Below are 12060 nucleotides of genomic sequence, written 5' to 3'. Positions count from 1 at the left end.
TATGTCAGGTTTTGTTAAATTTATCCACCTCGCGGCACTCACCGCCGCCTCTGCAATCGTGCTGGCCACGACGACAGAGGCGCAGACCCCGCGCAACTGCGCGCCGCGCGATCATGTGATGCTGCGGCTGGCCGATGGTTATGGGGAAACGCGCCAGTCGATGGGGCTGGGCGGCGACAACGCGGTGATGGAGGTTTTCGCGTCGGATCAAACGGGCAGCTGGACGATCACGGTGACCGGGGTCAATGGGATCACCTGTCTGGTCGCCTCGGGGCAGGGGTTTGAGGCATTGGCCGAAGCATTGCCTGCCAAGGGCGAAGACGCCTGAAAAGGGCGATATTGACTGAATGCACGGGCGGCCATTGGCCGCCTTTCCTGTGTCTGGGCCAAGGTGGCGCGATCTATTTATTTGCGTGGCAGTGGAACTGGATAGGGCCATCCGGGTTGTGGTTCCAGAAGAGCAATTAACGCTCAATTTTGGAAGGAGTACTACAATGAAACGTTTTCTGAGCACCACGGCCATCGTACTGACAATGACCGGCGCAGCCTTTGCGGAAGCGCATTCCGAAGGCTTTGGCAACGTTGCTGTTGAACAAACAGACTTCCTTGCATCCGACCTGATCGGCATGCGCATTTACAACTCTGAAGCCGAAGTCGATGCGGCCACCCCCGTTGCCAATGGCGCAGAGCAGGAATGGGATGACATCGGCGAGATCAACGACATCATCGTGTCGAAAGACGGCGAAGTGACTGCCGTTATCCTCGGCATCGGCGGTTTCCTTGGGCTGGGCGAACGTGACGTTTCCATCTCCATGGACAAGATTCGCATCCTGAACGACGAAGACGGCGACCGTTTCCTCGTTGTGAACACCTCGAAAGAGATGCTGGAGCAAGCGCCTGAATTCGAACGCCCCATGATGGACGGCGAAGCGATGGAAGGCGAAGCGATGACCGAGACTGACGACAACGTCACCGTCGTCACCAACGGCGAAACCGAAACCGAGGAAATGGCCAATGAAGTAGAGGCCGAGACCGAGGAAATGGTTCAAGACACCGAGAACGCGGCCGAGAACCTTGAAGCCGAAACCGAAGAGATGGCCAACGAAGTAGAGGCCGAATCCGAGGAAATGGAGCAAGAAGCCGAAACCATGATGGAGAACGCCGAAGCTGAGACAGAAGAAGCTGTCAACGAAGCGGATGCCAACACCACCGTGATCACCGGCGACGAAACTGTTGAGCGTGAACTGCTGCCGCGCCCCGAAGTTGAGCGTGAAGGCTATGCCGCTGCCGAAGCGGACATGATCCAACAGATGAGCGCTGACGACCTCGAAGGCTCCTATGTCTATGGTGCCAATGACGAAACCGTAGGTGAGATCGACACGCTGCTGATCGGCGACAACGGCCAGATCGACCGTGTTGTCATCAACGTTGGCGGCTTCCTTGGTCTAGGCGAAAAGCCAGTGGCCGTGACATTTGACGAACTGCAGGTTCTGAAAAACGTCGAAGGTGATGATGTACGTATCTACATCGACAGCACCGAAGAGCGTCTGGAATCGCAGCCTGAGTACCAAGGCGACTAATATTTCGCCTTAAGTTTCAGCAATTGGCCGCCCCACGGGGCGGCCTTTTTCGTGGCGAGGGCAGGGGTTAGCCGCTGTTCAATGCTGCAACTTGCACGGGACCGTGCATTTCGGTATCTCCGGCGCAAATGAAACCTCTGTCGGAGACATGACCATGGCCAGACCCAGGATCGCGCTTATTGGCGCGGGGCAAATCGGCGGCACTCTCGCCCATCTCGCAGCGTTGAAGGAATTGGGCGATGTCGTCCTTTTTGACATTGCCGAGGGCACACCCGAGGGCAAAGCTCTCGATATCGCGTCGTCGGGCCCCTCGGGCAAGTTCGACGCCACCATGTCGGGCACCCAAGATTACGCGGATATCGCAGGCGCGGACGTCTGCATCGTCACCGCCGGGGTTGCGCGCAAGCCGGGCATGAGCCGCGATGACCTGCTGGGCATCAACCTTAAGGTTATGAAATCCGTGGGCGAGGGCATTGCCAAACACGCCCCCGACGCTTTCGTGATCTGCATCACCAACCCGCTCGACGCGATGGTGTGGGCGCTGCGTGAATTCTCCGGTCTGCCGCACAACAAGGTTTGCGGCATGGCAGGCGTGCTTGATAGCGCGCGTTTCCGTCACTTCCTCGCGACTGAGTTCAACGTCTCGATGAAAGACGTCACTGCCTTCGTTCTGGGCGGCCACGGCGACACAATGGTGCCGCTGGTGCGCTACTCCACCGTTGCAGGCATCCCGCTGCCCGATCTGGTAAAAATGGGCTGGACCACGCAAGACAAGCTCGACGCGATTGTGCAGCGCACCCGTGATGGTGGCGCCGAGATCGTTGGCCTGCTAAAAACAGGTTCCGCCTTCTACGCGCCTGCGACATCGGCGATTGAGATGGCTGAAAGCTATCTGAAAGACCAAAAGCGCGTGCTTCCTTGCGCCGCTTATGTTGACGGTGCCTACGGCTTGAATGGCTTCTATGTGGGCGTGCCTACAGTGATCGGTGCCGGTGGTATTGAGCGCGTGGTCGAGATTTCGATGAACAAAGACGAACAGACCATGTTCGACAATTCCGTCAACGCGGTCAAAGGTCTGGTCGAAGCCTGCAAAGGCATCGACGAGAGCCTCGCGTAAGCGCCAGAGCATATCAATTGGAAAGCGCGTCCCTCACGGGGCGCGCTTTTTCGTTCCGGGGAGATGCAGAATTTGTGATCACACGATAATCTGCTGTGATCACAAAAGTGGGCATGACCACATCAGTCTGCCATTTTTCCACCGAAACACTGGCCAAACCTCGCAGATTCCCCGCAGTTCCCCGTGACAGTCCTGTAAAAACCGCTATCAAGATGCAAAGCACAGGACAAAGCACAGGACAAAGGACCGCGCCATGGCCGATGTGAACCGGGGTAACCGCCCGCTTTCCCCGCATTTGACGATCTACCGCCCACAATTGACCTCTATGACGTCGATTCTCACCCGGATCACCGGCAACGCGATGTTGATCACCGCGCTGTTGATCGTGTGGTGGTTCCTCGCCGCGGCGACGTCGGTTGAGTATTTTGATACCGTGAACGGGATCATGACCAGCTGGTTCGGTGATCTGGTGTTCACCCTGTCGCTCTTGGGTCTGTGGTATCACACGCTCGCCGGCATCCGACACCTGATCTGGGACACAGGCCGCATGCTCGACGTGCCGACCGCTGAAAAGCTAGGCATCGCGGCACTGATCGGGTCGGTCGTGCTGACCATCCTGACCATCATTATCGTTTGAGGAGCGACACCATGGCATACATGACAGATCGCAAACGCGCCCGCGGCCTTGGCTCGGCGAAAACCGGCACCGCGCATTTCTGGGCGATGAAAGTCTCTTCGCTGGCGCTGCTGGTGTTGATCCCGCTGTTCGTCTTCACCTTTGGCAGCGCGCTTGGCGGCACATACGAAGAGATCCTCGCCTATTACGCGCGGCCTTTCCCGGCCATCGTGGCGGCGCTGACGCTGATCGTGGGCTTTAAACACTTCAATGATGGCGTGCAGGTGCTGATCGAGGATTATGTCCACGGTCTCGCCAACAAAGTCGCCCTCATCGTGATGACCATCATCAGCTACGGCGCAGCAGCGGTCGGCGTTTTCGCCATCGCCAAGCTCGCCCTGTAATAAATACGCCCAAACGGGAGACCGATTAAATGGCAGCATATGAATATGAAACCCACGAATATGACGTTGTCGTGGTGGGGGCAGGCGGTGCTGGTCTGCGCGCGACTTTGGGCATGGCGGAGCAGGGGCTGCGCACGGCTTGTATCTCCAAGGTTTTCCCAACCCGTTCGCACACCGTGGCGGCGCAGGGTGGCATCGCCGCGTCCTTGAGCAACATGGGCCCCGACAACTGGCAGTGGCATATGTATGACACGGTCAAAGGCTCTGACTGGCTGGGTGACACCGACGCGATGGAATACCTCGCCCGCGAAGCGCCCAAGGCGGTTTACGAGCTTGAGCATTACGGTGTGCCGTTTTCGCGCACCGAAGAGGGCAAGATCTATCAGCGTCCTTTCGGCGGCCACACCACCGAATTTGGCGAAGGCCCCCCGTGCAGCGCACCTGTGCCGCCGCCGACCGGACCGGTCACGCGATCCTGCACACGCTCTACGGCCAGTCGCTGAAGCAAAACGCGGAATTCTTCATCGAATATTTCGCCATCGATCTGATCATGTCGGACGACGGCGTTTGCCAAGGCGTGCTCTGCTGGAAGCTCGACGACGGCACTATGCACCTGTTCAGCGCCAAGATGGTCGTGCTGGCGACCGGCGGCTATGGCCGTGCCTATTTCTCGGCGACCTCGGCGCACACCTGCACCGGCGACGGTGGCGGCATGGCAGCCCGCGCGGGTCTGCCGCTGCAAGATATGGAATTCGTTCAGTTCCACCCCACCGGCATCTACGGTGCGGGCTGTCTGATCACCGAAGGCGCACGGGGCGAGGGCGGGTACCTCACCAATTCCGAAGGCGAGCGTTTCATGGAACGCTACGCGCCGACCTACAAAGACCTCGCATCCCGCGACGTTGTCTCGCGCTGCATGACGATGGAAATCCGCGAAGGCCGTGGTGTGGGCGAAAACAAAGACCACATCCACCTGCACCTGAACCACCTGCCGCCCGAAACGCTAGACCTGCGCCTGCCGGGCATCTCGGAATCCGCGCGTATCTTTGCCGGGGTGGACCTCACGAAAGAGCCGATCCCGGTGCTGCCGACGGTGCACTACAACATGGGCGGCATCCCCACCAACTATTGGGGCGAAGTGCTGAACCCGACCGCCGACAACCCCGACGCCATCGCACCCGGCCTGATGGCTGTGGGCGAGGCGGGCTGTGCTTCGGTCCACGGTGCGAACCGGCTTGGCTCCAACTCGCTCATTGACCTCGTGGTCTTTGGCCGCGCCGCCGCGATCCGCGCCGCCAAGATTGTCGACGCCGACAGCCCGGTGCCTGCGCCGAACCTCAAATCGGTGGAAAAGGCATTCGATCGTTTCGACGGTCTGCGCAATGCCAAGGGCGGCACGCCCACCGCCGAGCTGCGGCTTGAGATGCAAAAAACCATGCAAGCCGATGCCGCCGTCTTCCGCACCGATAAGACGCTGGAAGAGGGCCGCGAGAAGATGATCGAAGTCGCCGACAAGCTGAACGACCTGCATGTCACCGACCGCAGCCTCGTGTGGAACTCGGACCTGATGGAGACGCTGGAGCTGACCAACCTCATGCCCAACGCCACCGCCACGATCACCGCCGCCGCTGCCCGCAAAGAGAGCCGTGGTGCACACGCCCATGAGGACTACCCGGATCGGAACGACGACGAGTGGCGCAAGCACTCGCTGGCGTGGTTCGATGGCAATGACGCGAAACTCACCTACCGCGCTGTGCACCTCGACCCGCTGACCAAAGAAGACGAAGGCGGGATCGACATGAAGAAAATCGCCCCCAAGGCACGGGTGTATTGATGGTTCGCACAGCACTCATCGCGGCCACGTTGTTCGCTCTCTCGGGCTGTGTCGAAGTCCAGCAGGCGGTGGATGACACCGCCCGCCAAGGCTCCAAAGGGGTGGTGACCGAAATCTTGGCCACCCGCTTCCCGCAGGTGCCCAAAGAGCTGATCACGCCCTTCACCGACTGCATCATCGACAATGCCGACGCGCTGGAACTGCGCGAATTGGCCCGCGCCGCCGTGGTCGGCGTGGATGACACAACAGCGGGCACCGTGCGCACGATCCTGTCGCGCCCCGAGACCCGTACCTGCCTGCTGGCCGCCGCGCCCGCAGCCGGTCTGACGCTTTAGGAGACGCACAATGGTTCAACTGACGCTTCCGAAAAACTCCCGCATGACCAGCGGTAAGACATGGCCCAAACCGCAAGGCGCGACCAACCTGCGTGAGTTCCACATCTATCGCTGGAACCCCGACGACGGGAAGAACCCGGCGCTCGACACCTATTTCGTCGACATGGACGATTGCGGGCCGATGATCCTTGATGCGCTGATCAAGATCAAAAACGAGATTGACCCCACGCTGACCTTCCGCCGCTCCTGTCGCGAAGGCATCTGCGGCTCCTGCGCGATGAACATCGATGGCATCAACACGCTGGCCTGTACGTACGGCATGGAAGAGATCAACGGCGTGGTCAAAATCTACCCGCTGCCGCATATGCCGGTGGTCAAAGACCTGATCCCCGACCTGACCCACTTCTACGCCCAGCACGCCTCGATCCAGCCCTGGCTGGAAACCGAGACACCCGAGCCCCGCAAAGAGTGGAAGCAGTCGATCGACGACCGCGCTAAGCTCGATGGCCTCTATGAGTGCATCATGTGCGCCTGCTGCTCGACATCCTGCCCCAGCTACTGGTGGAACGGCGACCGCTACCTTGGGCCAGCCGCCCTGCTGCACGCCTACCGCTGGATCATCGACAGCCGGGATGAGGCCACGGGCGAGCGTCTGGATGACCTCGAAGACCCGTTCAAGCTCTACCGCTGCCACACGATCATGAACTGCGCCAAGACCTGCCCCAAGGGGCTGAACCCGGCCGCGGCGATTGCCAATATCAAGAAACTGATGGTCGAACGGACCGTCTAAAGACAACAAGGCCCGGCCAAGCGCCGGGCCTTTGGTGATCTTATGATCCTGCCCTTCATCATCGTTGTCGTCTTTGTGATCGTGCTGATCTTTGCCCGCCGCAACGCGCCGACGCGCGATTGCCGCTGGCGCGAAGACCGGACCGGCGACAAGGGCGCTTTGCGCAAATACCACTGCGTCGCCTGCGGGGCCGAAGCCTACCGCAGCGAAGGCCCGCCGGACCGCTGCCTCAAAGGGCTCGACACGCCGCGCCTGTGACATTGCCTTTGCCGTGAACTCGCCGCACACTCGTTTCAAAAGGGGAGAGGTGCGATGGGCAGTGAGACTTTCAACGCAGATGTGATCGTCGTCGGCGCGGGCTTGGCTGGCATGGTGGCCGCTCACGAAGCGGTGCTGCGCGGGCGCCGGGTTCTGCTGCTGGATCAGGAAGGGCCGCAAAGCCTTGGCGGACAGGCGTTCTGGTCGCTTGGCGGGCTCTTCATGGTCGACACGCCCGAGCAGCGCCGCATGGGCATCCGCGACAGCCCGGAACTGGCCTATCGCGACTGGATGGGGTCCGCGCAATTTGACCGGCCCGAAGACGCCAATCCCCGCGCGCTGGCGGTGGGTTTCCTCGAATGGGCCGCGGGCGACATGCGCGACTGGCTGCAAGGTTTCGGCATGCGCTGGTTCCCGGTCGTCGGCTGGGCCGAACGCGGTGGGGCAGGGGCAGAGGGCCACGGCAACTCCGTCCCGCGCTTCCACATCACATGGGGCACCGGTACCGGCGTCGTCGCCCCCTTTGCGCGGCTCATGCAGGAACATGCGGCCAAAGGCCAACTACGTCTCGGCTTCCGCCACCGGGTGACCCGTCTGATCACCACCGACGGCGCCGTGACGGGCGTCGCGGGGGATGTCCTCGACGACAGCAGCGCCCCACGCGGCCACATCACCTCGCGCTCCATCAAAGCCGATTTCGACCACAGCGCCGAGGCGGTGATCCTCACCACCGGTGGCATCGGCGCGAACCATGATCTGGTGCGAAAACACTGGCCAACCGACCGCCTCGGCCCCGCCCCGCGCCAGATGGTCAGCGGCGTGCCCGACTACGTCGACGGCAAGATGCACGCCATCGCCGCAAAAGCCGGGGCAGGGCTGATCAACGAAGACCGCATGTGGCACTATTGCGAAGGCGTCCAGAACTGGAACCCGATCTGGCCCAACCACGGCATCCGCATCCTGCCCGGCCCATCGTCGATGTGGTTCGACGCCAAGGGCAACCGGATGGAGGCGCCCTGCATGCCCGGTTTCGACACGCTCTCAACCCTGCGCCGCATCCTTCAAGCGGGCGAGCACAGCTGGTTCATCCTCACACAAAAGATCATTGAAAAGGAATTCGCCCTCTCGGGCTCTGAACAGAACCCCGACCTCACCTCCGGCAGCTGGCGCGAGGTGCTCAAAGCCCGCCTCGGCGAAGGCGCCACCGCCGCAGTTGAGGCGTTCAAGGACAAAGGCGCAGACTTCATCGTCGCTGACGACCTCGACACCCTTGTCACCCGGATGAACGCGCTCACCCCCGAGGCGCCCGTCCGCCTTGACCACATCCGCACCCAGATCGAAGCCCGCGATGGTCAACTGGACAACCCCTTTGCAAAAGATGCCCAGATCACCGCAATCCGCGGGGCCCGCGCCTACCGCGGCGACCGGCTGATCCGGACCGCCAAACCTCACGCTATCCTCGACCCTGCCAACGGCCCGCTGATCGCCGTGCGCCTCAACATCCTCACCCGGAAATCCCTCGGCGGGCTGCACAGCGATCTCCAAGGCCGCGTGCTCACCCCCGAAGGCACGGTCCTGCCCGGCCTCTTCGCCGCCGGGGAGGTCTGCGGCTTTGGCGGCGGCGGCTACCACGGCTACAACGCCCTCGAAGGCACCTTTCTGGGCGGCTGCCTCTACTCCGGGCGCCTCGCCGGTCAAAACGCCTGATACCAGCCCCACAAAAGCAAAAGGCGCGACCCCCGCCGCGCCTCTTCATCCTTTTTCAAATACCGTCCGCACTCTCAGCGGACGCGACGGTCAGGCAAAGGCCGCTTCCAGCGCAATCTCAACCATATCACCAAAGCTTTTCTCCCGGTCTTCCGACGGCAGCGCCTCACCGGTCTGCAAATGGTCGCTCACGGTCAAGACCGCCAGTGCCCGGCGCTTGTGCCGCGCGGCCAGCGTGTAAAGCTCCGCCGCTTCCATCTCGACACCCAGAATACCGTGGCGCACCATCTGCTCGTCCAGATCGGGGCGTTCGGCATAAAAGACGTCCGAAGAATAGATCCCGCCGACATGGGTTTTCGCCTCCAGCTTCTCGGCCGCTTGCACGGCGGCACGCAGCAGGCCCCAATCGGCGCAGGGGGCGTAGTTTAATTCGCGGAAAATACCGGAGGAGGGCGAGGTGATGGTGCTGGCGGTCATCGCGATGATAACATCGCGAATGCCGACATGGCTCTGCATCCCCCCACAAGAGCCGATGCGGATCAGAGTTTGCGCGCCATATTCCGTCATCAACTCATTGGCGTAGATCGACAGCGAGGGCATGCCCATGCCGGAGCCTTGGATGGTGACGCGGTTGCCGCGCCATGTGCCGGTGAAGCCCAGCATGCCGCGCACTTCGTTGACCAGCTCGGCCCCTTCCAAAAAGGTCTCTGCCGCCCATTTTGCGCGGTAGGGGTCGCCGGGCATCAATACGGTGTCGGCGATATCGCCGGGTTTCGCGCCAATATGGACGGTCATTTCTGTCTCCTGATGTTTGGCGCATTTTGCCTGCCCGAGGCGGGCTTCACAAGGGCCGCGATGGGGGAGGGGGCGTGACGTAAAGCGGACGGGCGCACGACAATTGGGACGGCTACCCAATTCGCTTTCCCTCAAGAATAAAAAAAGGCGCCGGTGAATTTCCATTCACGCGGCGCCAAATTCCCGCAATTCGGGAAATGGTTAAATCCGCATCGTTTCCGGATCGGCACCATTCTCTACTTGGGCGCGAAACCAATTCGGCTGACGGCCTTTTCCTGTCCAAGTCTGGGACGGGTCTTTGGGGTTGGAAAACTGAGGTTTCGATTTCGGGCCCGTAGCCGCTTTGTGCGGTTTCTTTGCCTTCTTGGGTGCGGGTTGTTCATCAGCTAACTCATTCAGGGAAAAGCCATATTCCGCCGCAGCCTTCTCGGCCGCCTTACGTGCCGCCCGGCGTTCGCGGGCCTGCGCGGCCTGCAATGCCTTTTTGACATCCGACAGAAGTTTCTCCAATTCCTTGCGGCTCATGGATTTCAGGTCTTTTTCCATATCTGATATTTCCTTTCCAGATTGTGCTGGTACGGGGAATTATAGATCCAATTGGTTAATTGCACGTTGTATTTTGTGTCAGCCTATTCTGCGGCCACCGCTTTGGGGTCGGCCAGCGCAATGATATCTTCCATGATCACGTTCAATTCGAAATCTTTCGGGGTATAGACCTGCGCCACTCCGGCAGCGCGCAAACGTGTTGCGTCAGCCTCGGGAATGATGCCGCCGACGATGACCGGGATATGGTTCAACCCTGCCTCGGCCATGCGCTGCATTAGGTCTTCGACCAATGGCACATGCGAGCCCGAGAGGATCGACAGGCCGACCACATGGGCGGCTTCCGTCTGCGCGGCTTCGACGATTTCCGCGGGCGTCAGGCGGATGCCTTCATAGCTGATGTCCATGCCGCAATCGCGGGCGCGGACGGCGATCTGCTCTGCCCCGTTAGAGTGGCCGTCGAGCCCCGGTTTGCCGACGAGGAATTTCAGCCTGCGGCCCAGTTTATCGCTGACCGCATCCACCGCGTCGCGCAGATCGTCCAAGCCTTCGGTCTCGTTGGACTGGCCCGGGGAAACCCCTGTCGGGCCACGATATTCCCCGTGAACGGCACGCATCTGCGCGGCCCATTCGCCGGTGGTGACGCCCGCCTTGGCGGCGGCGATGGAGGCGGGCATGATGTTGTCGCCCGCGCTGGCGGCGGCACGTAGGTCGGCCAATGCTTGTTTAACGGCGCCCTCGTCGCGCGCGCTGCGCCATGCGTCGAGCCGGGAGAGTTGGTCGGCTTCGGCACCGGGGTCTGATTGCATGATATCGCCCGCCCCGGTCATCAACGGCGAGGGCGCGCCTTGTTGCCATTTGTTCACACCGACGACGACTGTCTCGCCGCTTTCGATGCGGCGCAGCCGGTCGGCGTTGCTTTCGACCAAGCGGCCCTTCATGTAATCGATCGCGGAAATCGCGCCGCCCATACCGTCGAGGTTTGCCAATTCAGCGCGTGCGCCTTCTTTGAGCAATTCCACCTTGGCATCGACCGCCGGATTGCCGTCGAAAAGATCGTCGAATTCCAGAAGGTCGGTTTCATGGGCCATGATCTGCTGCATCCGCATCGACCATTGCTGGTCCCACGGGCGGGGCAGGCCGAGCGCTTCGTTCCACGCGGGCAATTGCACAGCACGGGCGCGGGCCTTTTTCGACAGGGTCACGGCGAGCATTTCAATGAGGATACGGTAGACGTTATTCTCGGGCTGTTGTTCGGTCAGACCCAGTGAATTGACCTGAACCCCATAGCGGAAACGACGGAATTTGGGGTCTTCGACCCCATAGCGGTCGCGGCAAATCTCGTCCCAAAGGTCTACAAATGCGCGCATTTTGCACATCTCGGTGACGAAACGGATGCCCGCGTTCACGAAGAATGAGATGCGGCCCACCAATTTCGGAAAATCCTCTGCCGGGACGCGCGGTTTCAGCGCGTCGAGCACGGCGGTGGCAGTGGCAAGTGCAAAGGCCAATTCCTGTTCTGGCGTCGCACCTGCTTCTTGCAGGTGGTAGGAACAGACGTTCATCGGGTTCCATTTCGGCACGTTGGTATAGCAGTATTCAGCCACATCCGCGATCATCTTGAGTGAGGGCGCGGGCGGGCAGATATAGGTGCCGCGGCTGAGGTATTCCTTGATCAGATCGTTTTGCACCGTGCCTTGCAGAGCGGAAATATCCGCGCCCTGTTCTTCGGCCACGGCGATATAGAGCGACAGCAGCCAAGGAGCCGTCGCGTTGATCGTCATGGAGGTGTTCATCTGTTCAAGGGGGATGCCATCGAAAAGCGCGCGCATGTCACCGAGGTGGTTCACCGGCACGCCGACCTTGCCAACCTCGCCACGGCTGAGCACATGGTCGCTGTCATAGCCGGTCTGGGTGGGCAGGTCGAAAGCCACCGAAAGCCCGGTTTGCCCGCGCTCCAAGTTTGACCGGTAGAGCGCGTTGGACGCGGCGGCGGTGGAATGGCCCGCATAGGTGCGAATGAGCCAGGGGCGGTCTTTCTGCGGTTGGGTCATCTTGGCCTCTTGAATCTGGGTGGCAAT

Annotated in this window: 12 protein-coding genes and 1 pseudogene; 10 read left to right on the top strand and 3 right to left on the bottom strand. The window is 61.0% G+C overall.

Going from position 1 to position 12060, the window contains the following annotated elements; translation table 11 throughout:
• Position 1 precedes the first annotated feature (1 nt).
• The 10 genes and pseudogenes from ACFQAU_RS03245 (at position 2) to ACFQAU_RS03200 (ending at position 8641) form a co-directional block, all read left to right on the top strand.
• Positions 2-328 (top strand): hypothetical protein, encoded by a 327-nt coding sequence (locus tag ACFQAU_RS03245; protein ID WP_067940269.1) that lies wholly within the window; start codon positions 2-4, stop codon positions 326-328.
• Between the two features lie 166 nt (positions 329-494).
• A complete protein-coding gene (locus ACFQAU_RS03240; protein WP_132446568.1) occupies positions 495-1580 on the top strand; it encodes a PRC-barrel domain-containing protein in 1086 nt (361 codons plus the stop codon).
• Positions 1581-1734: 154 nt separating this feature from the next.
• The gene (mdh, locus tag ACFQAU_RS03235) at positions 1735-2697 is read left to right on the top strand and encodes a malate dehydrogenase (protein WP_132446570.1); all 963 of its coding nucleotides are present in this window, start codon (positions 1735-1737) and stop codon (positions 2695-2697) included.
• A 253-nt stretch (positions 2698-2950) separates the two neighbouring features.
• On the top strand, positions 2951-3334 hold the full coding sequence (gene sdhC / locus ACFQAU_RS03230) for a succinate dehydrogenase, cytochrome b556 subunit (protein WP_120350482.1): 384 nt from the start codon (positions 2951-2953) through the stop codon (positions 3332-3334).
• A gap of 11 nt (positions 3335-3345) precedes the next feature.
• Positions 3346-3717, top strand: a complete 372-nt coding sequence (sdhD, locus tag ACFQAU_RS03225; protein WP_132446572.1) for a succinate dehydrogenase, hydrophobic membrane anchor protein — start codon at positions 3346-3348, stop codon at positions 3715-3717.
• 29 nt (positions 3718-3746) lie between these two features.
• Positions 3747-5551: pseudogene (gene sdhA, locus ACFQAU_RS03220) on the top strand (succinate dehydrogenase flavoprotein subunit).
• Positions 5551-5886: a hypothetical protein gene (locus ACFQAU_RS03215; protein WP_132446574.1), complete on the top strand. Its 336-nt coding sequence runs from the start codon at positions 5551-5553 to the stop codon at positions 5884-5886. Before sdhA ends, ACFQAU_RS03215 begins: the two are co-directional and overlap by 1 nt.
• A gap of 10 nt (positions 5887-5896) precedes the next feature.
• Complete coding sequence (locus tag ACFQAU_RS03210; RefSeq protein ID WP_132446576.1) at positions 5897-6676, top strand: succinate dehydrogenase iron-sulfur subunit; 780 nt, start codon at positions 5897-5899, stop codon at positions 6674-6676.
• 42 nt (positions 6677-6718) lie between these two features.
• Entirely contained in the window at positions 6719-6934 is a 216-nt protein-coding gene (locus ACFQAU_RS03205) for a hypothetical protein (RefSeq protein ID WP_132446578.1), read from the top strand.
• 54 nt (positions 6935-6988) lie between these two features.
• On the top strand, positions 6989-8641 hold the full coding sequence (locus ACFQAU_RS03200) for an FAD-binding dehydrogenase (RefSeq protein WP_132446580.1): 1653 nt from the start codon (positions 6989-6991) through the stop codon (positions 8639-8641).
• A 90-nt stretch (positions 8642-8731) separates the two neighbouring features.
• Here the strand turns inward: ACFQAU_RS03200 and deoD are convergent, their stop codons facing one another.
• The 3 genes from deoD to ACFQAU_RS03185 form a co-directional block, all read right to left on the bottom strand.
• Positions 8732-9436 carry a purine-nucleoside phosphorylase gene (gene deoD / locus ACFQAU_RS03195; protein WP_120350486.1) on the bottom strand — a complete coding sequence of 235 codons (705 nt, stop codon included), beginning with the start codon at positions 9434-9436 and terminating at the stop codon, positions 8732-8734.
• Positions 9437-9637: 201 nt separating this feature from the next.
• Positions 9638-9982 (bottom strand): H-NS histone family protein, encoded by a 345-nt coding sequence (locus ACFQAU_RS03190; RefSeq protein ID WP_132446582.1) that lies wholly within the window; start codon positions 9980-9982, stop codon positions 9638-9640.
• Between the two features lie 83 nt (positions 9983-10065).
• Positions 10066-12033 (bottom strand): protein meaA, encoded by a 1968-nt coding sequence (locus tag ACFQAU_RS03185; RefSeq protein WP_132446584.1) that lies wholly within the window; start codon positions 12031-12033, stop codon positions 10066-10068.
• Positions 12034-12060 lie beyond the last annotated feature (27 nt).

It is taken from the genome of Sulfitobacter profundi (genome assembly GCF_042661425.1).
GTDB lineage: Bacteria > Pseudomonadota > Alphaproteobacteria > Rhodobacterales > Rhodobacteraceae > Sulfitobacter > Sulfitobacter profundi.
Note: the sequence above shows the minus strand (reverse complement) of the source record. Positions and strands in the feature narration are given on the sequence as shown.